The following is a 21581-nucleotide window of genomic DNA, read 5'->3' on the forward strand; positions in this document are numbered from 1 at the left end:
CGCTACGGAACGCAATTGATTTGTCGCTCTTCGGCCACGATTTGACGCTTGGCGTCATAGAGCCGGGCGCTGGGCGTGAACGCCAGGTTGCGAGCCTCCAGCCGATAGCGCTGGCCGGCCTCGAAATGGTCATAACGCACGAGCATGTAGCACAGCCGCTCTTGCGGTTCGGCTTGCATGCCCAGCCCACCACCGCTAAACACTTCGAAGTCGAAGCGCACTTTCAGTTCGTGGCTGCCCGGCGAAACCTGAAAGAACCGGCCGTCTCGCAATCGCTGGCCATCCAGGCTTTCAGCCATCAGCATTTTGCCGCCCGGCATGGGGGTAGCGAAATCGATCCACGCCATGTTCGGATCGACCGGGGGCAGTGGGCTCGTTGCACAACCGCTCATGGAGACCAGGACCAGTAACAGCAGAGGTAAGCGCATGGTGAATTTCCTGAAATCAGACCCTGAGCATAGCGCCAATCACGTTTGTTGGCAGCCCGCCGGCGTACCTTGCCCCACCACCTTGCGTTGCTGATCGTAAAGCTTGGCCCATGGCCGGAAACCAATGCTGCCGGCCTGCAACTGGTAACGTTGGCCAGCGTTGAAGTCCTTGAATTTCACGTTCAACCGGCAATCGCGCCACAGCGGCTCGGCATCCGGGCCGATGTTGCCGGGCTCGACGGCAAATTGATAACGCACCGTCAGTTCATGGCTGCCGGGTTGCACTTCGAAATAGCGCCGGTCGATGGACGTCTTGTCATCGACTTTTAGCGCTTGCAGCGCAGTGTCCTGCTGGTTTCCCAGGTCGATCCACGCTTGGGATGGATCAGGATCAGGCAAACCGGCGCAACCGGTCAGCAGCAACAGGCCGCTCGTCAGCATCAACACGCGCATAGCGAAGCTCCAGGCAAGCGAGATAGTCTTGTGGGCAGACTTCCCAGGGTGATTCCAATTGATCAGGCCGCATTCAAGCCATCGGTTACTCGACCGTGCTTTCCGGATTTTGTTTCCAGGCCTCCTGCTTTTGTTACTGAACGGTTGCTCAAGCGTCGGTTATTACAGCCAGCTCGTCGGTGGGCAATTGCGGTTGTTGCAAGCCCGGGAGCCTATCGACCAGGTCATTGCCGACCCTGCTCGCGATGCTCAACTGAAGGCGCACCTGACCCAGGCGCGTGAGGCACGGACGTTCGCCAGTGATCACCTGCATTTGCCGGACAATAAAAGTTATCGCCTGTATGCAGACATTGGCCGACCGTTCGTAGTCTGGAATGTCTTCACCACGCCAGAGTTTTCCCTGGCGCCGCAAAATCATTGCTTCCCCATTGCCGGTTGCGTGGCTTATCGCGGTTATTACAGCCAGGGAGCCGCCCGTGGCGAGGCCGCGTTGCAGCGTTTGCAGGGCATGGACGTGTCGATCGGTGGTGTGGAGGCCTACTCGACATTGGGTTGGTTCAACGATCCGATCCTGAGTTCGATGATGCATTGGGGCGACGAACGCCTGGCGACGCTGATCTTCCATGAACTGGCGCACCAGCGGTTTTATGTCAAGGACGACACCGAATTCAATGAGTCCTTCGCCACCTTCGTCGAGCAGGAAGGCAGCCGGCAATGGCGCGCCAGTCGTGGGCTGGCGCCGGATAACGGCAAGCAGGCGCGCCAGCGCGACCAATTCATCCAATTGATCCTCGACACCCGCCAGCGCCTGGAAGCGCTCTACACCCAACCCCTGCCGACCGAACAGATGCGACAACGCAAGGCACAGGCATTCGAACGCCTACGCACCGACTATGAGCGGTTGCGGGACTCTCAATGGGCCGGTGACAAACGCTACGATGCCTGGGTCTATGCCCCACTGAACAATGCACGGCTGCTGCCGTTCGGGCTGTATGACCAGTGGGTGCCGGCGTTTGCGGCACTGTTCAGGCGGGAGGGCGGGGACTGGATCAGGTTTTACGCAGCGGTGGCAAAGCTCGGCAAATTGCCGATAGAAGAACGCAAGGCGGCCTTGAAGGCGTTGGCGGCACCGAAGACTTCTGCAGATTAGGCAGACATCATCGCGAGCAAGCTCGCACAGGGGCATCCCCAAATCCCGTGGCGAGGGAGCTTGCTCCCGCTCGGCTGCGCAGCAGTCGTCGCTTTTAGGGCCGCTTCGCGACCCAGCGGGAGCAAGCTCCCTCGCCACCCCCCAGCACAAAAAAGGGCATACCGATTCATCGGTATGCCCTTTTGATTGCCGCTTTCTTCCCCCTGGCTGAGGTACTTGCAGCAATTACGGGTTGACGCTTTCTTTCAGGAACTTGCCTGGTTTAAAGGCAACGGTGTTGCTGGCCTTGATCTTCACCGGCTCACCGGTCTGTGGGTTTTTGCCAGTGCGGGCGCCGCGGTGGCGTTGCAGGAAAGTGCCGAAGCCCACCAGGGTGACGCTGTCCTTGCGGTGCAGGGCGCCGGTGATTTCCTCGAGGACGGCGTTGAGGACGCGGTTGGCTTGTTCTTTGGTGAGGTCTGCTTTTTCCGCGATGGCGGCGGCGAGTTCTGGTTTACGCATGAATGAAGCCCCTTTGACGGTTTTTTTGTTGTTATGTCCGTGCCGTTCTCTTTGGAACGGCCCCTAAGGCGCCGCAGGCTCTACTCTGCGGCAGACGGGAGTGAGGATGGCACGGTGCCGAAAACGGCGCCAGTGGCCGGGCGACCTTTGTGGGACCAAAAGTAGGGTTTTTGCGACAGAACGACCAGTATTTACGCCAGCAGGGGTGGAAGTTTCTTGTTCAGTGCCAGTTTCTCCATCACCGCCGTGCCTGTCAGGGCGTACCCCAACAGATTGCCTTGAGCGTCGCGGCATAGCGCCTTGATGTCCGCGCCCTGCCCTTCGACGCTCCACACGCCCTCGCTACCTCGCGGTGGTGGCGACACCACCAGTGGGCACACCGGGGTTTTCACGGTAATCGGCATGGCGCCGTAGCTGACGGCCGTCGGGTTGCCGGCCAGGGTCTGGGCCAGGGCACGGGCGCAGCTCATCAGCGGCATGACATACAGCAGGTTCAAGCCATCGACCTCGGCGCAGTCACCCAGGGCGTAGATGTTGGCGTGAGAGGTTTTCAGGTGGCGGTCGACCACGACACCGCGGTTGACCACCAGGCCGGCGGCCGCCGCCAAGTCGATGCGTGGGCGCAAGCCGATGGCCGAGACCACCAGGTCACAGGCAATCACCTGGCCGTCGGACAGGTGGGCTTCCAACCCATCGGCGACCCGTTGCAGGCGATTGAGCACCGGCCCCAGGTGGAAGCGCGCGCCGAGGCTTTCCAGCCCGGCCTGTACAGCCTCAGCGGCGGCCGGGTGCAGCAGGGTCGGCATGACTTGCTCGCACGGCGCCACCAATTGCACTTCATAGCCACCCAGGATCAGGTCGTTGGCGAACTCGCAGCCAATCAGCCCGGCGCCGAGCAGCAGCACGCGACGTTTGCCAGCCGCCGCTGCGCGAAAGCGTGCGTAGTCTTCCAGGTCGTTGATGGGGAAGATCAGGTCCGCGGCATCGCCCTGCACCGGCACGCGCACGGTTTCGGCGCCCCAGGCCAGGATCAGGTCGCGGTAGCTCACCGCTTCTTCGCCGATCCACAGCCGTTTGTGGCCCGGGTCGATGCCGCTGATGCGGGTATGGGTGCGCACTTCGGCCTTCAGTTGCTCGGCCATGGTCCCGGGCTCGGCCATGCTCAGGCCGTCGGCGTCTTTGTTTTTGCCAAAGCCCGTGGAAAGCATGGGCTTGGAGTACGAGCGACCGTCATCGGCGCTGATCAGCAGCAATGGGGTTTCGCTGTCGAGTTTGCGAAATTCCCGGGCCAGGTTGTAACCGGCCAGCCCCGTACCGACGATGACGACAGGTGCGCTCATGCTGCTCTCCATGTGATGCTTTCCATGCCAGTTGAGAAACGATCAGTTGATTTCGATCATTTCGAAATCCATCTTGCCGACGCCGCAGTCCGGGCACAGCCAGTCTGCCGGTACGTCTTCCCAACGGGTGCCAGGTGCGATGCCATCATCCGGCCAACCGTCGGCTTCGTTGTAGATCAGGCCGCAGACGATACATTGCCACTTTTTCATTCAGGTACTTCCTCAGGTGTCAGGCGTTTGCCGGTATAGGGTCGCTCGAGGCTGTTTTCCGGCTCAGGGCGTTTTGTACTGATCGGTCGTCGCAGATGCAAGCACGATCGGCAGTGCAGCAGGCCCGAGCCGTCAAAATCGGCGACCGTCATGGTAAGCTCGCGGCCTCATTTGTTGCCTATCAAGACCCTCGTGCCGCATACAAATTCGATATTTCCAACACTCCAATGGCTGCCCCAACCCCTGCTGTCGCCCCGGCCCGATGCGGGCGTCCTCGACTGGCTGTTCGACGAAGGCTCCCTGACCCGGCGCCTGACGCGCCTGTCGGACGGCCATTTCAGCGTGACGCCGTTGTTCGAAGGCTGGCAGCCACTGCGCGCCGACGAATGCGCCGCCCTGGACCTGGCCGAGGGTAGCGAAGGCTGGGTACGCGAGGTGTATCTGCGCGGCCATGACCAGCCGTGGGTGTTCGCCCGCAGTGTGGCGGCGCGCAGCGCCTTGCACGGTGACGGCTTGCAGATGGACGAACTGGGCAGCCGTTCCCTGGGGGAGTTGCTATTTTGTGACCAGGCGTTCCAGCGCCGAGCCATCGAAGTTTGCCATTACCCCGACGCCGGGTTGCCCGAAGAAGTGCGCGCCAGCGGGCTGTGGGGTCGCCGCTCACGTTTCGACCGCGGTGCATTGAGCGTGCTAGTGGCGGAAATCTTCCTGCCGCGCCTGTGGACCGTCGCCCGTGCCTATTCGGAGAATTGCTGATGTACGTGCAACTGCTCAAATCCTTGAACCGCCTGAACCCGCGGGCCTGGGACTTCGTGCAACTGACCCGCATGGACAAGCCCATTGGCATCTACCTGCTGCTGTGGCCGACGTTGTGGGCGCTATGGATTGCCGGTGAAGGCTCACCGTCCATCGCCAACCTGGTGATTTTCGTCCTCGGCGTGGTGCTGACCCGCGCCGGCGGCTGTGTGATCAATGACTGGGCCGACCGCAAGGTGGACGGTCACGTCAAGCGCACCGAGCAGCGCCCGCTGGTGAGCGGCAAGATCAGTTCGAAAGAGGCACTGGTGTTCTTCGCCGTGCTGATGAGCGTGAGTTTCCTGCTGGTGCTGTGCACCAACGCCCCGACTATCCTGCTCTCCCTCGGTGGCTTGGCGCTGGCGTTCAGTTACCCGTTCATGAAGCGCTATACCTACTACCCGCAAGTGGTCCTGGGCGCGGCGTTCTCCTGGGGCATGCCGATGGCGTTCACCGCCGAAACCGGTCATCTGCCGGCCGCCGCCTGGTTGCTGTACATCGCCAACCTGCTGTGGACGGTGGGCTACGACACCTATTACGCAATGACCGACCGGGACGATGACTTGCGAATCGGGGTGAAGTCCACGGCGATCCTGTTTGGCGATGCCGACCGGGTGATCATCCTGACGTTGCAAGGCCTGGCACTGGGCTGCCTGTTGCTGGCCGGGTCGAAGTTCCAACTGGGCGGCTGGTTCCTCCTGGGGCTGGTGGCCGCTGCCGCGTGCTTCGCCTGGGAGTTCTGGTACACCCGTGGCAGGGACCGGATGCGCTGCTTCCAGGCGTTTTTGCACAACCATTGGGCCGGGTTGGCGATTTTCGTGGGGATTGTGCTGGATTATGCGTTGCGCTGAGGCCTATGACCCAGCGGTGAACCTTGGGTCATGAAAGCCTTTGTGGCGAGGGAGCTTGCTCCCGCTCGGTTGCGCAGCAACCGCAAAATCTTGGGGCCGCTACGCAGCCCAGCGGGAGCAAGCTCCCTCGCCACAAGAGCATCCGCTCGGCGCCGTGCCCGTCAGTGGGGCTTGGCGACCTTCCAGGCGCCGTCCATCAAGCCGTCACCGGTCATGTCACCGGCCTTTGTATCCTTCACAAAGGTGTACAGCGGCTTGCCATCGTAGGCCCACTGCTTCTTTCGGTCGGCGCGGGTGATCACGGTCCATTTGCCCATGGACTTGTCGCTTTCTTCGGCCATGAGCGGCGGCCAGTTGGCGGCGCACTTGTCGTTGCACATCGACTTGCCGCCCGAGTCTTTGGCAAACGTATACAACGTCATGTTTTGGTGGTCCGTCAGTATGCCCTTCTCTTTATCGACCATCGCCGGCTCAGCCGCGAATGCCCATGTCGGCAGCGCCAGGGCAGCCGTTACCGCCAGTGCCCGGATGGATTGGGTAAGGTAAGTCATGGAAACCTTCTTGTGTGGTTGTCAGGATTCGGACTGAAAAGCTTAGTCCAGGATCCCCTTCGCTGCCGCTCGAGGAAATAACTGTCACACGACTGCAATAATTCCGTTATCTAATGCGGCGCAAGACAGTTAAATGACAAGAGGATTACCCCATGGTTGGCAGGAGCATTCTGATCGTCGACGACGAGGCGCCCATCCGCGAGATGATCGCCGTTGCGTTGGAGATGGCCGGCTATGACTGCATGGAAGCAGAAAACTCTCAACAGGCCCACGCCATCATCGTCGACCGCAAGCCCGATCTGATTCTGTTGGACTGGATGCTGCCCGGCACTTCGGGCATCGAGCTGGCGCGACGCCTCAAACGCGACGAGCTGACCGGTGATATTCCGATCATCATGCTCACCGCCAAGGGCGAAGAGGACAACAAGATCCAGGGCCTGGAAGTGGGCGCCGACGACTACATCACCAAGCCCTTCTCCCCACGGGAGCTGGTGGCGCGCCTGAAGGCCGTGCTGCGTCGCGCTGGCCCCACCGACGGCGAAGCACCGATCGAAGTCGGCGGCCTGCTCCTGGATCCCATCAGTCACCGCGTTACCATCGACGGCAAGCCCGCCGAGATGGGCCCCACGGAATACCGCCTGCTGCAATTCTTCATGACCCACCAGGAGCGTGCCTACACCCGTGGCCAACTGCTGGACCAGGTCTGGGGCGGTAACGTCTACGTGGAAGAGCGCACCGTGGATGTGCACATCCGACGCCTGCGCAAGGCCCTCGGCGACGCCTACGAGAATCTGGTACAAACCGTGCGCGGCACCGGTTATCGTTTTTCTACCAAGGCCTGATCCGAGCCCTTACCGCCCGACAAGCTGACAAGGACGCGCGTCACGTGAATCAAAACTGGCATGGCACCCTGATTCGCCACATGTTGTTGCTGGTGACCGGCTGTCTGGTGATCGGCTTGATCAGCGGCTACTACGGCTGGAGCCTGGCCGCGGGCCTGGGGCTTTACCTGGCCTGGACCCTCAAGCAATTGCTGCGCCTGCATGAATGGCTACGCCTGCACCAACCCGACGAAGCCCCGCCCGACGGCTATGGCCTCTGGGGTGAGGTATTCGACAGCATTTACCACCTGCAACGGCGCGACCAGCGCGTGCGCGGGCGCCTGCAAGCGGTGATCGACCGTGTCCAGGAGTCCACCGCGGCACTCAAAGACGCCGTGATCATGCTCGACAGCGATGGCAACCTGGAATGGTGGAACCGCGCCGCCGAAACCCTGTTGGGCCTCAAGACGCCACAGGACAGCGGCCAGCCGGTGACCAACCTGGTGCGTCATCCGCGCTTCAAGGAATATTTCGAGCAGGCCAATTACGCCGAGCCGCTGGAAATTCCTTCGCCCACCAATGATCGGCTACGTATCCAGCTGTACATCACGCGCTATGGCAACAATGAGCATCTGATGCTGGTCCGCGACGTCACGCGCATCCATCAGTTGGAACAGATGCGCAAGGACTTCATCGCCAACGTCTCCCACGAACTGCGCACGCCATTGACGGTGATCTGTGGTTATCTGGAAACCCTGCTCGACAACGTCGAGGAAGTGAACCCGCGCTGGAGCCGGGCCTTGCAGCAGATGCACCAGCAAAGCGGGCGCATGCAGACCCTGCTCAACGACTTGCTGCTGCTGGCGAAGCTGGAAGCCACCGATTACCCGTCGGACAACCAGCCAGTGTCCATCGACGATCTGCTGCAAACCATTGTCGAAGACGCGCAGGAACTGTCCGGCTCCAAGCAGCAGACCATCACCCTGGAAGCCGACGCGGCCGTGCAGCTCAAAGGCAGCGAGGCGGAACTGCGCAGTGCGTTTTCCAACCTGGTGTTCAACGCGGTCAAATACACGCCGGAGCAAGGCCGGATCCATGTGCGCTGGTGGGGCGATGAGCAAGGCGCGCACCTGAGCGTGCGTGATTCGGGCATTGGCATCGACAGCAAACACCTGCCGCGCCTGACCGAACGCTTCTACCGTGTCGACTCCAGCCGCAACTCCAATACCGGCGGCACCGGGCTGGGCCTGGCCATCGTCAAACACGTCCTGCTGCGCCATCGCGCCCGCATGGAAATCAGCAGCGTACCCGGCCATGGCAGCACCTTTACCTGCCATTTCGCTCCGACCCAGGTGGTTCGCGCACGCCTCGCTCGCCCCGCTGATTGAGCACGCCCCCTAGGCAATTGCCGAGTCAGCCGCTACATTGACTGACTTGCGCCTGCCTTTTCAGGCGCTCATTTTCAATTCCTACGACTATACGGAACCCGCAAAACTCCATCATGGACCCTTCCCCTGGCTTGTCCCTCGTCACACTCTTCGCCGAATTCGGCATGATTCTTTTTGCTCTGATCCTGGTTTTGCTCAACGGTTTTTTCGTTGCGGCCGAATTCGCCATGGTCAAGCTGCGCTCGACCCGGGTCGAAGCCATTGCCGAGCAGAACGGCTGGCGCGGGCATATCCTGCGCACCGTTCATAGCCAGCTCGACGCTTACCTGTCGGCGTGCCAGTTGGGTATCACCCTGGCCTCCCTGGGCCTGGGCTGGGTCGGTGAGCCGGCGTTCGCCCATATCCTCGAGCCGTTGCTGGGCGCAGTCGGCGTACAGTCGCCGGAAGTGATCAAGGGCGTGTCGTTCTTCACCGCGTTCTTCATCATTTCGTACCTGCACATCGTGGTCGGTGAACTGGCGCCCAAATCCTGGGCCATTCGCAAACCCGAGCTGCTGTCGCTGTGGACCGCCGTGCCGCTGTACCTGTTCTACTGGGCGATGTACCCGGCGATCTACCTGCTCAACGCCAGCGCCAACGCCATCCTGCGCATCGCCGGCCAAGGCGAACCCGGCCCGCATCACGAGCACCATTACAGCCGCGAAGAACTGAAACTGATCCTACACTCCAGCCGTGGCCAGGACCCGAGCGACCAGGGCATGCGCGTGCTGGCCTCGGCCGTGGAGATGGGCGAGCTGGAAGTGGTGGACTGGGCCAACTCCCGGGAAGACCTGGTGACGCTGGAATTCAACGCGCCGCTCAAGGAAATCCTGGCGATGTTCCGGCGCCACAAGTTCAGCCGTTATCCGGTGTATGACAGCGAGCGCCAGGAGTTCGTCGGCCTGCTGCACATCAAGGACCTGCTGCTGGAACTGGCGGCCCTGGATCACATTCCCGAGTCGTTCAACCTGGCCGAACTGACCCGGCCGCTGGAGCGCGTGTCGCGGCACATGCCGCTTTCGCAATTGCTGGAGCAGTTCCGCAAGGGCGGCTCGCACTTCGCCTTGGTCGAGGAAGCCGACGGCAACATCATCGGTTACCTGACCATGGAAGACGTGCTGGAAGTGCTGGTGGGTGACATCCAGGACGAACACCGCAAAGCCGAACGCGGCATCCTGGCCTACCAGCCGGGCAAGCTGTTGGTACGGGGTGATACGCCGCTGTTCAAGGTCGAGCGCCTGCTAGGGATCGACCTGGACCACATCGAAGCCGAAACCTTGGCTGGGTTGGTCTATGAAACCCTCAAGCGCGTGCCGGAAGAGGAAGAAGTGCTGGAGGTCGAAGGCCTGCGCATCATCATCAAGAAGATGAAAGGACCTAAGATCATTCTGGCGAAGGTGTTGATGCTCGATTGAGTATCGACCGGCCCCCAAGCCTCTAACACGATCCCTGTGGCGAGGGAGCTTGCTCCCGCTGGGCCGCGAAGCTGCCCCAAAAGCGACGACTGCTTCGCAGCCGAGCGGGAGCAACCCCCCTCGCCACAGGGGATCGGCGTGACCTGGATTATTGCTTGCCCAACGCAAAGTTGGGCAGGTCGCCCACCGGTTGATTGAACTGGTAGGGAATCGACACCAGCCCCAGGCCGGTATTGCGCTGCACCACGAAATGCAGGTGCGGGCCTGAGCTGTTGCCGGTGTTGCCCGACAACGCCAACGGCGTGCCCACCCCGACCCGCTGCCCTTCCCGTACGCTCACCGAACCTTTCTGCAAGTGCAGGTAGACGCCCATGGTCCCGTCATCGTGCAGCACCCGCACGAAGTTGCCCGAAGGGTCGTCCCCGCGGCCGGTCTGCTCGTTTTCGGTCTTGATGACCACGCCGCCCCGCGCCGCGATGATCGGCGTGCCCACGGGCATGGCAATGTCCATGGCGTAGCGGTTCTTCGGGCCGTAATGGCTGTACTGGCCGTTGGCACCCTGGCTCAGCCGGAACGGCCCACCACGCCACGGCAACGGGTACTGATAGGCCTGTGCCGCGCCTGCGGGGTCGCCCAGGGAATATTCGAACCTTGGGGTGTAGACCAGCGGCCTCCCGGGCTGAGTGGCCGTGAGCAGCGCCAGGCGCAGGTTGCTGCGCGCCGGCAGCACCCGGCGAATCGGCCTGCTCGGTGCCCCGCTGACGTTGCGAAGCCCGGCGAAACTCAATTCGATCTCCACCGGCGCATACAAATCGTTGCGCACGAACACCGCGTCCGCGCCATTCTGCTTCTTGATATCCAGGAATACCTGTCGCTCCAGGCGCTCGACCATGCGGTCGCGGAACACGAACACCTGGGCGCCCTTGCTGGGGCGGTCGCTATAGGACACCACGCCATTGGCATCGGTGGATTTGTAGATCGTCATGGCCACGGCCGAGGTGGAGGCCAGGACAAGACCACAGGCAAACAGCAGGGGAGCGAGCATGGGTAAAGTTCTGTCGAAAAATGAAGGCCTGCACAGCAGCCTAGCAGCTGGGATGGACCAGCGTAGTCGACGGATGTTTCAAAATTGGATCAGCGATCGGTGTTGGTGATCGTTCCTACGCTCTGCGTGGGAATGCAGCCAGGGACGCTCCGCGTCCCCTCAAGCGCCGAACGCAGAGCGTCCGTAGAGGCATCCCACGCGGAGCATGGGAACGATCTGCGGCTGTATCAGGCGCCCGGTACGAAGTGCTTCTGCGCGGTGCCGCGGGCGATCAGGCGGGAGATGTAGTCGAGTTTCTGCGGGTCTTTGTCGACGAAGCGGAACGTCAACTGCAGCCATTCGCTATCGGGCGTCTGTTCATGGGCGACAATGGCGTGCAGGTAGCCGTTGAGACGAGCGGTTTCAGCGTTGTCGCCCTGCTCCATGTCCAGCACCGCACCTTCGAGGACTTGCGGCAGGGAGTCGGAGCGCTTGACCACCAGCAGCGCTTCCTTGAGGCTCAGGGCCTTGATCACGCATTGCTGGGTACCGCTGGACAGGCGCAACTGGCCTTGGCCGCGGTTGGCCGACGAAGCGGTGGCGGCTACCGGCGCCTTGACCGGCGGGCTGTTTAGCAAGCCACGCGCCGGAGCGGCTGCAGCAGGGGCGGCGGGGGCCGAAGCCACAGCGGCAACCGGTGCCTTGCCGCCTGTCAGGGCGCTTAAAGAGTCATTGCCGAACGCCGAGTTCATCTTGGTCGGGGCACTGTTCATCAGCGTGTCGAGCTTGCCGACCTTATGCAGGGCCTGCTTGACCTTGGTCAGTAGCTGCTCGTTGGTGAACGGCTTGCTGACGTAGCCGGAAACGCCGGCCTGGATGGCTTGGACCACGTTTTCCTTGTCGCCGCGGCTGGTGACCATCACGAACGGCATGCCCTTGAGGTTGTCCTGCTGGCGACACCAGGTCAGCAGTTCCAGGCCGGACATTTCCGGCATTTCCCAATCGCACAACACCAGGTCGAACGCTTCGCGAGCCAGCAGGGCTTGGGCTTTCTTGCCGTTCACCGCGTCTTCGATGCGCACGCCCGGGAAGTAGTTGCGCAGGCACTTCTTCACCAGGTCACGAATGAACGAAGCATCGTCCACGACCAACACACTGACCTTACTCATCCAGATACACCTCTAAAAAATCCCGGCAAGCATACCGCTTTTACTGATGGCACATCGCCAAAAACCTTCAGTCACGCCGGGACTTTTCGTTCGCGGGGTGCTGCTTTCGATAAAAAAAAACCCAAAAAAAAGCCCGACCAGAAGGCCGGGCACTTTTCCTGGCAATCTTACTTATCGTCAGCTCCGTCCGGAACATTAGCAGTTTCGGACGGGGTGCCCTCAACTTCTTCCTTCATGCGCTTGAGCCCCAGATGCCGGACATCGGTGCCGCGCACCAGGTAGATGACAAGTTCCGAGATGTTGCGCGCATGATCGCCGATGCGCTCCAGAGAACGCAGCACCCAGATGATGCTCAATACCCGGGAGATGGAGCGCGGGTCTTCCATCATGTAAGTCGCCAGCTCCCGCAGGGCGGTCTTGTATTCGCGGTCGATGATCTTGTCGTACTGGGCCACCGACAACGCCAGGTCGGCGTCGAAGCGGGCAAAGGCGTCCAGTGCATCGCGGACCATGTTGCGCACCTGGTCGCCAATATGGCGCACCTCGACGTAACCGCGCGGCGCTTCGCCTTCTTCGCACAACTGGATGGCTCGACGGGCAATCTTGGTGGCTTCGTCGCCGATCCGCTCCAGGTCGATCACCGACTTGGAAATGCTGATGATCAAGCGCAGGTCGGAAGCCGCCGGCTGACGACGGGCGAGGATGCGCAGGCACTCCTCGTCGATGTTGCGCTCCATCTGGTTGATCTGGTCGTCGATCTCGCGCACTTGCTGGGCCAGGCCCGAATCGGCCTCGATCAGCGCGGTCACCGCGTCGTTGACCTGCTTTTCCACCAGCCCGCCCATGGCCAGCAGGTGGCTGCGCACCTCCTCCAGCTCGGCGTTGAACTGTGCGGAAATGTGATGGGTGAGGCCTTCCTTCGAAATCATGGTTTTGCTCCGCAAAAGCTGTGAGCTGCAAGCTACAAGCTGCAAGCTGATGTGTGTCGTTACGCTAAACTGCTTTTACTTGCCGCTTGAAGCTTGCGGCTCGCAGCTGCCGCTAGCCATAGCGGCCCGTAATGTAGTCCTCGGTCTGCTTCTTGGCCGGATTGGTGAACAGCGTATCGGTGTCGCCGAATTCCACCAGTTTGCCCATGTACATAAACGCGGTGTAATCGGAAACCCGCGCCGCCTGTTGCATGTTGTGGGTCACGATGACGATGGTGAACTTGGACTTGAGCTCATAGATCAGTTCTTCGACTTTCAGCGTCGAGATCGGGTCCAGGGCCGAGCAGGGTTCGTCGAGCAGCAGCACTTCCGGCTCCACGGCGATGGTGCGGGCGATCACCAGGCGCTGCTGTTGACCGCCGGACAGGCCCAGGGCCGACTCATGCAGGCGGTCCTTGACCTCATCCCACAACGCCGCGCCCTTGAGGGCCCATTCCACGGCTTCGTCGAGGATGCGCTTCTTGTTGATGCCTTGGATGCGCAAGCCGTAGACCACGTTCTCGTAGATGGTTTTCGGGAACGGGTTGGGCTTCTGGAACACCATGCCCACGCGACGACGCAGCTCGGCCACATCTTCGCCCTTGCGGTAGATGTTGTTGCCGTAGAGGTTGATTTCCCCTTCGACGCGGCAGCCGTCCACCAGGTCGTTCATGCGGTTGAAGGTGCGCAGCAAGGTTGACTTGCCGCAGCCCGACGGACCGATGAACGCGGTGACACGCTGTTTCGGGATGTTCAGGCTGACGTCGTACAGTGCCTGCTTCTGGCCGTAGAACAGGTTCAGGCCGGGCACTTCGATGGCGACGGTTTCTTCGGCCAGGTTCAGGCTCTGCTTGTCGCGGCCCAGGGCCGACATGTTGATGCCGTGTGTATGTGCTTCGTGTTGCATGGTCTCACTCCGTTCGTAGCTGCAAGCTTCTAGCTGCAAGCTGCAAGTTTGAGCAAAAGCGGCCTGTAGCTTGCCGCTTGTGGCTAATGACTTTTAGCTATCCAACGCTTTGTATTTCTCGCGCAGGTGGTTACGGATCCACACTGCCGACAGGTTGAGCGTGGCGATCACCAGCACCAGCAGCAGCGCCGTGGCGTACACCAGCGGTCGCGCCGCTTCGACGTTCGGGCTCTGGAAGCCCACGTCATAGATATGGAAGCCCAGGTGCATGATCTTCTGGTCCAGGTGCAGATACGGGTAGTTGCCGTCCAGCGGCAGCGACGGGGCCAGCTTCACCACGCCTACCAGCATCAACGGTGCCACTTCACCGGCAGCACGGGCCACGGCGAGGATCATCCCGGTCATCATCGCCGGGCTCGCCATGGGCAGGACAATTTTCCACAGGGTCTCGGCCTTGGTCGCACCAAGGGCCAGGGAGCCTTCGCGCACGGTACGCGGGATCCGCGCCAGGCCTTCCTCGGTGGCCACGATCACCACCGGCACCGCCAGCAGCGCCAGGGTCAGGGACGCCCAGAGCAGGCCCGGGGTGCCGAAGGTCGGCGCCGGCAAGGCCTCGGGGAAGAACAAGCGGTCGACCGAACCACCCAGCACGTAGACGAAGAAGCCCAGGCCAAACACACCGTAGACGATGGCCGGAACGCCGGCCAGGTTGTTCACCGCGATGCGGATCAGGCGGGTCATCGGGCCTTGACGGGCGTATTCACGCAGGTAGACCGCCGCCAGCACGCCGAACGGCGTCACGATCATCGCCATGATCAGGGTCATCATCACAGTGCCGAAAATCGCCGGGAAGATGCCACCTTCGGTGTTGGCTTCACGCGGGTCGTCGCTGAGGAATTCCCAGACCTTGCTGACGTAGAAACCCATCTTGGTGAACGTGCCCATGCCGTTTGGCTGGTAGGCGTGCACCACTTTGCCGATTTCGATTTCCACTTCCTTGCCGTTGGCATCGCGGGCGGTCAGGCTGTCGCGATTGAACTGTGCATGCAGGTCGGCCAGGCGCGCTTCGATGTCCTTGTAGCGGGCATTGAGCTCGGCGCGCTCGCTTTCCAGGTCCGCCTGGGCAGAAGCGTCGAGCTTGCCGTCCAGCTCCAGTTTGCGACCGTGCAGACGGATGCGTTCCAGGCCGGCGTTGATTGCACCGATGTCGACTTTTTCCAGGGTCTTGAGCTCGGAGGCCAACTGGTTGACGCGCTCTACGCGAGCCTGCAGTTGCGGCCAGGCGGCCTCGCCTTCGGCGATGACCTTGCCGTTTTCCTTGACGTTGACCAGGTAGCCGTAGAAGTTGCCCCACTCACGACGCTCGATGGCCATCAGCTCCGGCGGCGTAGTCTGGTTGGTCAGCCAGTCGCCGACGATCCAGGTGAAGTCGGTGCCGTTCAGGTCCCGGTTGCCCACCTTGATCAGTTCGCGGGTCATGAACTCGGGGCCTTCGTCCGGCACCGGCAGGCCAGCGCTTTTCAGGCGCTCACGAGGCACTTCTTCCTTCTGCACGACTTCGCCGACCACCAGGTGCGCAGGCATGCCCGGCACGTTGTAGCTGGCGTGGACCAGGTCCGCCGGCCAGAAGTGGCCCAGGCCGCGCACGGCGATCACCGCCAGCAGGCCAATGGTCATGATGACCGCGATGGACACCGCACCACCGCTGATCCAGACGCCGGGGGCGCCGCTCTTGAACCATCCTTTCAGGGAGTTCTGTTTCACAGACTTCTACCTTTCTTAAAGCGACGAATATTTCTTGCGCAGACGCTGACGGATCAGCTCGGCGAGGGTGTTCATGACGAAGGTGAACAACAGCAGCACCAGGGCCGACAGGAACAACACGCGATAATGGCTGCCGCCGACTTCCGACTCAGGCATCTCCACCGCCACGTTGGCCGCCAGGGTGCGCAGGCCTTCGAACAGGTTCATTTCCATGACCGGCGTGTTACCGGTGGCCATCAGCACGATCATGGTCTCGCCCACCGCACGGCCCATGCCGATCATCAGCGCCGAGAAGATGCCGGGGCTGGCGGTGAGGATCACCACGCGGGTCATGGTCTGCCACGGCGTGGCACCGAGGGCCAGGGAGCCCAGAGTCAGGCCACGCGGCACGCTGAACACGGCGTCTTCGGCGATGGAATAGATGTTCGGGATCACCGCGAAGCCCATCGCCAGGCCGACCACCAGGGCGTTGCGCTGGTCGTAGGTGATGCCCAGGTCATGGGAGATCCACATGCGCATGTCGCCGCCGAAGAACCACGCTTCCATGTACGGGCTCATGTACAGCGAGAGCCAGCCCACGAACAGGATCACCGGGATCAGCAGGGCGCTTTCCCAGCCGTCCGGCACTCTCAGGCGAATGGATTCCGGCAGCCGGCTGAAGACGAAACCGGCGACCAGGATGCCAATTGGCAGCAACATCAGCAGGCTGAAAATACCCGGCAGGTGCCCTTCGACGTACGGCGCCAGGAACAGGCCAGCGAAGAACCCGAGGATCACCGTCGGCATCGCTTCCATCAGCTCGATCACCGGCTTGACCTTGCGGCGCATGCCCGGGGCCATGAAGTAGGCGGTGTAGATCGCGGCGGCAATGGCCAGCGGCGCAGCCAGCAACATCGCGTAGAACGCCGCTTTCAGGGTGCCGAAGGTCAGCGGCGAAAGGCTCATCTTGGGTTCGAAGTCGGTGTTGGCGGCGGTCGATTGCCAGACGTACTTGGGTTCGTCGTAGTTTTCGTACCAGACCTTGCTCCACAACGCGCTCCACGACACTTCCGGGTGCGGATTGTCCAGCGTCAACGGTTGCAGCTTGCCGCCCTGTTCAACGATCAGGCGGTTGGCCCGTGGCGACATGCCGAACAGGCCCTGGCCGTCGACCACCTGGTCCACCAGCAGAGTACGGTGGGCGGTGCTGTGGAACACGCCAAGCTTGCCGGCGGCGTCGAGCGCAACAAAGCCTTTGCGACGTTCTTCGGCGCTGATCTCGACGATGGGCGTGGTGCCCATCTGGAAAGTACGAATCTGTTTGAAGCGCAACTCGCCGTCCGGATCGCGGGCCATGAACCACTGGGCCAGGCCGCCCTTGGAGTCGCCGATGATCAGCGAGATCCCGCCCACCAGCTGGGTGGCGGCGGTGACTTGGGCGTCGGCGTTCTCGAGCAGCTTGTAGCGGCCATTGAGGCTCTTGTCCCGCAGACTGAACACGTCGGCCTGGGCACGTCCGTTGACCACATACAGCCATTGCTGACGCGGGTCGACGAAGATGTTCTTCACCGGCTCGGTCATCTGCGGCAGGTCGATGCGGGTCTGCTCGCTGGTGACCTCACCGGTCATCATGTTTTCTTCGCTGGTGAGCGACAGCACTTGCAGTTGGGCACCGCTGGAACCGGCCAGCAGCAGGGTCGAGTCGGTGGCGTTGAGGCTGACATGTTCCAGGGCCGCGCCCTGTTCGTTCAATGCAATCGGCGTCTCGCCGTAAGGGTATTCGACGGCAGGCGAGATTGTTTTCTTGCCGTCCGGGTAGCTGACCTTATAGGTGTGACGAAATACCAGGGCTTGGCCGTTGGACAGACCGATTGCCACCAGCGGGCTGCCGGGCTGGTCTTCGCCAATGGCGGTCACGCTGGCGCCGGCCGGAATCGGCAGGTCGATGCGGCGCAGTTCGGCGCCACTGCTGATGTCGAAGAACAGCGCCTGGCCCTTGTCGGAAACCCGCATGGCGACTTGGTTCTGTTCTTCGATGGAGATCATCAAGGGTTTGCCGGCGTCTTGCATCCAGGCCGGGGTGATCGTGTCCTTGGCGGTCAGGTCCGCGCCCTGGAACAGGGGCAGCACCACGTAGGCCAGGAAGAAGAAGATCAACGTAATGGCAGCAAGGACAGCGAGGCCACCGACCAGCACGTACCAGCGGGTCAGGCGATCCTTGAGCGCGCGAATACGGCGCTTGCGTTGCAGCTCAGGCGTATTGAAGTCAATGCGCTTGGGAGGGGAAGTCGTAGTCATTGTGGAGTTGGCCAGATCATTCATGCGCACACCCTAGCGATCCTGTATGACAGAAAGATGACAATGCAGTGACGCAACAAATCCGCCGCCGGCAGAAAGCGGCAGCGGACAGGAATTTGGGTTGTGGGAGCAACCTTCACTCCCACGGGAGTCCGGGCGTTGGCCCGGGCTCAGGTATTACTTCTTGGCGACGCTGCCGCCTTCCGACAGACCCAGGTCAGCCAGTGCCTTGGCGGCCACTTTGGCTGGCAACGGGATGTAACCGTCCTTGACCACGACTTCCTGGCCTTGCTTGGACAGGATCAGCTTCACGAACTCGGCTTCCAGCGGGGCCAGAGGCTTGTTCGGTGCCTTGTTGACGTAAACGTAGAGGAAGCGCGACAGCGGGTACTTGCCGTTCAGGGCGTTTTCTTCGGTGTCTTCGATGAACTCGCCGCCTTCTTTCTTGGCCAGGGCAACGGTTTTCACGCTGGCGGTCTTGTAGCCGATACCCGAGTAGCCAACGCCGTTGAGCGAGCTGCTGATCGACTGTACAACCGAGGCCGAGCCAGGCTGTTCATTGACGTTGGACTTGTAGTCACCTTTGCACAGGGCTTCTTCTTTGAAGTAGCCGTAGGTGCCGGATACCGAGTTACGACCGAACAACTGGACTGGCTTGTTGGCCAGGTCACCGGTCACGCCCAGGTCGCCCCAGGTCTTGACGTCGGCCTTGGCGCCGCACAGACGAGTAGAGGAGAAAATCGCATCAACCTGAGCCATGGTCAGGCCTTTGATCGGGTTGTCCTTGTGTACGAATACCGCCAAGGCGTCCACGGCAACCGGGATGGCGGTAGGCTTGTAACCGTATTTGGTTTCGAAAGCCTGCAGCTCGTTGTCCTTCATCTTGCGGCTCATCGGGCCCAGGTTGGAGGTGCCTTCGGTGAGAGCAGGTGGCGCGGTGGAGGAACCGGCGGCCTGAATCTGGATGTTTACGTTCGGGTATTCTTTCTTGTAGTTCTCGGCCCACAAGGTCATCAGGTTGGCCAGGGTATCGGAGCCGACGCTGGACAGGTTGCCCGATACACCAGTGGTCTTGGTGTAGCTCGGGATCGCAGGATCAACAGCGGCAACCGCGTTGGCAGTCGCAACGCCAGCAGCGACAAAAGTCATTGCCGCCATCAAACGCTTCAGTTTCATGCCTTACTCCTAGCAGATAGGGTGTGTTAAGTCGGCCAAGTATCGGTAAGCCGTGTGAACACTCTATGGCTGAAATATGACAATTGGATGAAAGGCCAGTATCGAGTTTTACAAGATGTTGTGGCGAGGGGATTTATCCCCGTTGGGGTGCGAAGCGGCCCTCAAGCCAGCGCCTCGGTGCTTCAGGCTGATTGCATCCAGCCATGGGGGCTGCTACGCAGCCCAACGGGGATAAATCCCCTCGCCACAGAAGCCTGTTCAGAGCCATCTAGCGCCCTTTCTTCCAAAGGTAGCCGCCTACCACGATCCCGATCCCACAGATGGCCGCCACGTAATACGCCGGCCCCATCGGGCTCTCTTTCAACAGCAGGGTCACGACCATCGGGGTCAGGCCGCCGAAGATGGCGTAGGCCAGGTTGTAGGAGAACGACAAGCCGCTGAAACGCACCACGGCCGGGAAAGCATTGACCATGACATAAGGCACCGCGCCGATGGTACCCACCAGCAAGCCACTCAAGGCATACAGCGGGAACAGCCATTCGGGGTGATCGAACAAGCAATGGTAGAAGGTCCAGAATGTGATCAACAGCAAACCGCTACCGAAGACAAACACCCGACCGGCACCAAAACGATCGGCCAGCACACCCGCACCGATGCAACCGAAACTCAGGCACACGATCGCCAGGCTATTGGCCTGCAACGCGGTGGTCGGACTGAAGTGGTAAACCGTCTGCAGCACGGTCGGTGTCATCAGGATCACCACAATGACGCCGGCCGACAACAACCAGGTCAACAGCATGGAAATGGCGATGGCGCCGCGGTGATCACGCAGCACGGCCCGCAGCGGCACTTCCTCGGCCAGAGCCTTGCGCAGTTGCAGCTCGGCGAACACCGGGGTTTCGTGCAACCAGCGACGCAGATACACCGAAAACAGCCCGAATACGCCACCCAGCAAGAACGGGATCCGCCAGGCGTAATCGGCCACTTCCGCCGGTGTATAAAGGCTGTTGATCGCCGTGGCGACCAGCGAACCCAACAAAATCCCCGCCGTCAGGCCGCAGGTCAGCGTGCCGCAGGCATAGCCGATGTGGCGCACCGGAACGTGTTCGGAAACGAAGACCCAGGCGCCTGGCACTTCCCCGCCGATGGCCGCGCCCTGGATCACCCGCATCAGCAACAGCAGGATGGGCGCCCACATGCCGATCTGTGCATAAGTGGGCAGCAGGCCCATGATCAGGGTCGGCACGGCCATCATGAAAATGCTCAGGGTGAACATCTTCTTGCGCCCCAGCAGATCGCCAAAATGGGCCATGACGATCCCGCCTAGCGGCCGGGCCAGGTAACCGGCGGCAAAAATGCCGAACGTCTGCATCAAGCGCAGCCACTCAGGCATTTCGGCAGGGAAGAACAATTTGCCGACCACGGTGGCAAAGAACACGAAAATGATGAAATCGTAGAACTCCAGCGCACCGCCCAAGGCAGAAAGCGACAGGGTCTTGTAATCGTTGCGGGTCAATGGACGCGCGGGTTGTGCGGGCGTCGCCGTGCTCGAAGGCGCAGTGGTCATGGCAAGGGCTTCTCTTATAGTCGATTCTGCAACCCTGGCAATACGGGTTGGGGGGCCTGGGCAGGTCCGGCACGATAGCAAATTGTTCGAAAAAGCACATAGAGGTGCGTATTTGATAGTCAAAATCAGAACCGAGTGGTCGTCTCGACGTCTATCGCCCGATATACTCGCAACCTTGCAGTACTCTGTAAGGGGTTGCTGTGCGAAAACGTCGTTGGTGGCGTAGTACCAGAACCAGCCGGTTTCGCAGAGTTTCCCTTTGGCACGCCTTTACGAAAAACGTGACGAACGCAGTATGTTCGGGCTGAATCGTTTTTTACAAAGACGGCTATTCACCTGAAGTACAAGACAGCGTTACGGGTCAGAGGCACCCCCTGCATGATAGAGCTCGAACAAGAAGATCCAATCCCGCAAGGCGACCTGGCCCTGCAAATCACCGCGCTCCCTCGCGAGACCAACGGCTTCGGCGATATTTTCGGCGGCTGGCTGGTGTCCCAGATGGACCTGGCCGGCACCGCCATGGCCAGCAAGGTAGCCGGCGGACGCGTGGCTACCGTGGCGATCGATCGCATGGCGTTCCTCGTGCCGGTGGCAGTGGGGGCGCAGCTTTCCTTTTATACCCAGGCGCTGGAAATCGGCCGCAGCTCGATCCAGATGATGGTCGAGGTCTGGAGCGACGACCCGTTGTCCAGTGAATGGCGCAAGGTGACCGAGGCGGTGTTTGTCTTCGTCGCCATCGACGGCAGTGGTCGGACCCGTTCGGTTCCGCCGCGCGCCCGTTAAACAC

Annotated in this window: 22 protein-coding genes; 7 read left to right on the top strand and 15 right to left on the bottom strand. The window is 61.3% G+C overall.

What is annotated here, in order from left to right; genetic code table 11:
- Positions 1-2: 2 nt before the first annotated feature.
- Positions 3-428, bottom strand: a complete 426-nt coding sequence (locus TK06_RS20310) for a hypothetical protein (protein WP_063323539.1) — start codon at positions 426-428, stop codon at positions 3-5.
- A 39-nt stretch (positions 429-467) separates the two neighbouring features.
- Positions 468-881, bottom strand: a complete 414-nt coding sequence (locus TK06_RS20315; protein WP_057449222.1) for a hypothetical protein — start codon at positions 879-881, stop codon at positions 468-470.
- Between the two features lie 58 nt (positions 882-939).
- Between TK06_RS20315 and TK06_RS20320 the strand changes: the two genes are divergently transcribed.
- Positions 940-2031 (top strand): aminopeptidase, encoded by a 1092-nt coding sequence (locus TK06_RS20320; protein WP_063323540.1) that lies wholly within the window; start codon positions 940-942, stop codon positions 2029-2031.
- A 225-nt stretch (positions 2032-2256) separates the two neighbouring features.
- Here TK06_RS20320 and TK06_RS20325 read toward each other — a convergent pair whose 3' ends face one another.
- From TK06_RS20325 to TK06_RS32600, 4 genes are all read right to left on the bottom strand, one after another.
- The gene (locus TK06_RS20325) at positions 2257-2532 is read right to left on the bottom strand and encodes an HU family DNA-binding protein (protein ID WP_063323541.1); all 276 of its coding nucleotides are present in this window, start codon (positions 2530-2532) and stop codon (positions 2257-2259) included.
- A 191-nt stretch (positions 2533-2723) separates the two neighbouring features.
- Entirely contained in the window at positions 2724-3872 is a 1149-nt protein-coding gene (locus TK06_RS20330) for an NAD(P)/FAD-dependent oxidoreductase (RefSeq protein ID WP_063325189.1), read from the bottom strand.
- A 42-nt stretch (positions 3873-3914) separates the two neighbouring features.
- Positions 3915-4082, bottom strand: a complete 168-nt coding sequence (locus TK06_RS20335) for a rubredoxin (RefSeq protein ID WP_003177199.1) — start codon at positions 4080-4082, stop codon at positions 3915-3917.
- Positions 4079-4234 (bottom strand): hypothetical protein, encoded by a 156-nt coding sequence (locus tag TK06_RS32600; RefSeq protein WP_158265817.1) that lies wholly within the window; start codon positions 4232-4234, stop codon positions 4079-4081. The genes TK06_RS20335 and TK06_RS32600 overlap by 4 nt, the downstream gene beginning before the upstream one ends.
- A 40-nt stretch (positions 4235-4274) precedes the next feature.
- On the opposite strand from TK06_RS32600, the gene TK06_RS20340 reads away from it, so the two are divergent.
- Both TK06_RS20340 and ubiA read left to right on the top strand, forming a co-directional pair.
- Positions 4275-4838, top strand: coding sequence for a chorismate--pyruvate lyase family protein (locus tag TK06_RS20340; RefSeq protein WP_063325190.1), 564 nt, complete (start codon positions 4275-4277; stop codon positions 4836-4838).
- Positions 4838-5728, top strand: a complete 891-nt coding sequence (gene ubiA / locus TK06_RS20345; RefSeq protein WP_063323542.1) for a 4-hydroxybenzoate octaprenyltransferase — start codon at positions 4838-4840, stop codon at positions 5726-5728. Before TK06_RS20340 ends, ubiA begins: the two co-directional genes overlap by 1 nt.
- Positions 5729-5889: 161 nt before the next feature.
- Here ubiA and TK06_RS20350 read toward each other — a convergent pair whose 3' ends face one another.
- A complete protein-coding gene (locus tag TK06_RS20350; RefSeq protein ID WP_063323543.1) occupies positions 5890-6279 on the bottom strand; it encodes a COG4315 family predicted lipoprotein in 390 nt (129 codons plus the stop codon).
- 152 nt (positions 6280-6431) lie between these two features.
- Here TK06_RS20350 and phoB point away from each other — a divergent pair, with 152 nt between their 5' ends.
- The 3 genes from phoB to TK06_RS20365 all read left to right on the top strand — a co-directional run bounded on the left by phoB (position 6432) and on the right by TK06_RS20365 (position 9942).
- Positions 6432-7121, top strand: coding sequence for a phosphate regulon transcriptional regulator PhoB (gene phoB / locus TK06_RS20355; protein WP_003177195.1), 690 nt, complete (start codon positions 6432-6434; stop codon positions 7119-7121).
- A gap of 80 nt (positions 7122-7201) precedes the next feature.
- Complete coding sequence (gene phoR, locus TK06_RS20360; RefSeq protein WP_219737734.1) at positions 7202-8488, top strand: phosphate regulon sensor histidine kinase PhoR; 1287 nt, start codon at positions 7202-7204, stop codon at positions 8486-8488.
- A 113-nt stretch (positions 8489-8601) separates the two neighbouring features.
- Positions 8602-9942 carry a hemolysin family protein gene (locus tag TK06_RS20365; RefSeq protein ID WP_014335895.1) on the top strand — a complete coding sequence of 447 codons (1341 nt, stop codon included), beginning with the start codon at positions 8602-8604 and terminating at the stop codon, positions 9940-9942.
- Between the two features lie 148 nt (positions 9943-10090).
- On the opposite strand, the gene TK06_RS20370 is transcribed toward TK06_RS20365, so the two are convergent.
- From TK06_RS20370 to TK06_RS20405, 8 genes are all read right to left on the bottom strand, one after another.
- A complete protein-coding gene (locus TK06_RS20370) occupies positions 10091-10987 on the bottom strand; it encodes a peptidoglycan DD-metalloendopeptidase family protein (protein ID WP_003196393.1) in 897 nt (298 codons plus the stop codon).
- Positions 10988-11214: 227 nt separating this feature from the next.
- The gene (locus tag TK06_RS20375; RefSeq protein WP_063323545.1) at positions 11215-12135 is read right to left on the bottom strand and encodes a response regulator; all 921 of its coding nucleotides are present in this window, start codon (positions 12133-12135) and stop codon (positions 11215-11217) included.
- 167 nt (positions 12136-12302) lie between these two features.
- Entirely contained in the window at positions 12303-13064 is a 762-nt protein-coding gene (phoU, locus tag TK06_RS20380) for a phosphate signaling complex protein PhoU (RefSeq protein ID WP_063323546.1), read from the bottom strand.
- A 112-nt stretch (positions 13065-13176) separates the two neighbouring features.
- Entirely contained in the window at positions 13177-14010 is an 834-nt protein-coding gene (pstB, locus tag TK06_RS20385) for a phosphate ABC transporter ATP-binding protein PstB (RefSeq protein ID WP_063323547.1), read from the bottom strand.
- A 93-nt stretch (positions 14011-14103) separates the two neighbouring features.
- A complete protein-coding gene (gene pstA, locus TK06_RS20390) occupies positions 14104-15774 on the bottom strand; it encodes a phosphate ABC transporter permease PstA (protein WP_063323548.1) in 1671 nt (556 codons plus the stop codon).
- A gap of 15 nt (positions 15775-15789) precedes the next feature.
- Entirely contained in the window at positions 15790-17823 is a 2034-nt protein-coding gene (locus tag TK06_RS20395; RefSeq protein WP_203417444.1) for an ABC transporter permease subunit, read from the bottom strand.
- Between the two features lie 405 nt (positions 17824-18228).
- The gene (locus TK06_RS20400) at positions 18229-19227 is read right to left on the bottom strand and encodes a phosphate ABC transporter substrate-binding protein PstS family protein (protein ID WP_063323550.1); all 999 of its coding nucleotides are present in this window, start codon (positions 19225-19227) and stop codon (positions 18229-18231) included.
- A gap of 268 nt (positions 19228-19495) precedes the next feature.
- Complete coding sequence (locus TK06_RS20405) at positions 19496-20794, bottom strand: MFS transporter (RefSeq protein WP_063323551.1); 1299 nt, start codon at positions 20792-20794, stop codon at positions 19496-19498.
- Between the two features lie 378 nt (positions 20795-21172).
- Between TK06_RS20405 and TK06_RS20410 the strand changes: the two genes are divergently transcribed.
- Entirely contained in the window at positions 21173-21577 is a 405-nt protein-coding gene (locus TK06_RS20410) for an acyl-CoA thioesterase (protein ID WP_003177184.1), read from the top strand.
- The last annotated feature ends 4 nt before the right edge of the window (positions 21578-21581 follow it).

Source organism: Pseudomonas fluorescens (assembly GCF_001623525.1).
Classification (GTDB): Bacteria; Pseudomonadota; Gammaproteobacteria; order Pseudomonadales; family Pseudomonadaceae; genus Aquipseudomonas; species Aquipseudomonas fluorescens_Q.

Excerpts from the sequence above, each read along its gene's own strand:
- TK06_RS20310 (WP_063323539.1), bottom strand. The coding sequence starts at position 428 with ATGCGCTTACCTCTGCTGTTACTGGTCCTGGTCTCCATGAGCGGTTGT.
- TK06_RS20315 (WP_057449222.1), bottom strand. The coding sequence starts at position 881 with ATGCGCGTGTTGATGCTGACGAGCGGCCTGTTGCTGCTGACCGGTTGC.
- TK06_RS20325 (WP_063323541.1), bottom strand. The coding sequence starts at position 2,532 with ATGCGTAAACCAGAACTCGCCGCCGCCATCGCGGAAAAAGCAGACCTC.
- TK06_RS20330 (WP_063325189.1), bottom strand. The coding sequence starts at position 3,872 with ATGAGCGCACCTGTCGTCATCGTCGGTACGGGGCTGGCCGGTTACAAC.
- TK06_RS20335 (WP_003177199.1), bottom strand. The coding sequence starts at position 4,082 with ATGAAAAAGTGGCAATGTATCGTCTGCGGCCTGATCTACAACGAAGCC.
- TK06_RS32600 (WP_158265817.1), bottom strand. The coding sequence starts at position 4,234 with ATGACGGTCGCCGATTTTGACGGCTCGGGCCTGCTGCACTGCCGATCG.
- ubiA (WP_063323542.1), top strand. The coding sequence starts at position 4,838 with ATGTACGTGCAACTGCTCAAATCCTTGAACCGCCTGAACCCGCGGGCC.
- TK06_RS20350 (WP_063323543.1), bottom strand. The coding sequence starts at position 6,279 with ATGACTTACCTTACCCAATCCATCCGGGCACTGGCGGTAACGGCTGCC.
- phoB (WP_003177195.1), top strand. The coding sequence starts at position 6,432 with ATGGTTGGCAGGAGCATTCTGATCGTCGACGACGAGGCGCCCATCCGC.
- phoR (WP_219737734.1), top strand. The coding sequence starts at position 7,202 with ATGTTGTTGCTGGTGACCGGCTGTCTGGTGATCGGCTTGATCAGCGGC.
- TK06_RS20365 (WP_014335895.1), top strand. The coding sequence starts at position 8,602 with ATGGACCCTTCCCCTGGCTTGTCCCTCGTCACACTCTTCGCCGAATTC.
- TK06_RS20370 (WP_003196393.1), bottom strand. The coding sequence starts at position 10,987 with ATGCTCGCTCCCCTGCTGTTTGCCTGTGGTCTTGTCCTGGCCTCCACC.
- TK06_RS20375 (WP_063323545.1), bottom strand. The coding sequence starts at position 12,135 with ATGAGTAAGGTCAGTGTGTTGGTCGTGGACGATGCTTCGTTCATTCGT.
- phoU (WP_063323546.1), bottom strand. The coding sequence starts at position 13,064 with ATGATTTCGAAGGAAGGCCTCACCCATCACATTTCCGCACAGTTCAAC.
- pstB (WP_063323547.1), bottom strand. The coding sequence starts at position 14,010 with ATGCAACACGAAGCACATACACACGGCATCAACATGTCGGCCCTGGGC.
- TK06_RS20395 (WP_203417444.1), bottom strand. The coding sequence starts at position 17,823 with ATGCAAGACGCCGGCAAACCCTTGATGATCTCCATCGAAGAACAGAAC.
- TK06_RS20400 (WP_063323550.1), bottom strand. The coding sequence starts at position 19,227 with ATGAAACTGAAGCGTTTGATGGCGGCAATGACTTTTGTCGCTGCTGGC.
- TK06_RS20405 (WP_063323551.1), bottom strand. The coding sequence starts at position 20,794 with ATGACCACTGCGCCTTCGAGCACGGCGACGCCCGCACAACCCGCGCGT.
- TK06_RS20410 (WP_003177184.1), top strand. The coding sequence starts at position 21,173 with ATGATAGAGCTCGAACAAGAAGATCCAATCCCGCAAGGCGACCTGGCC.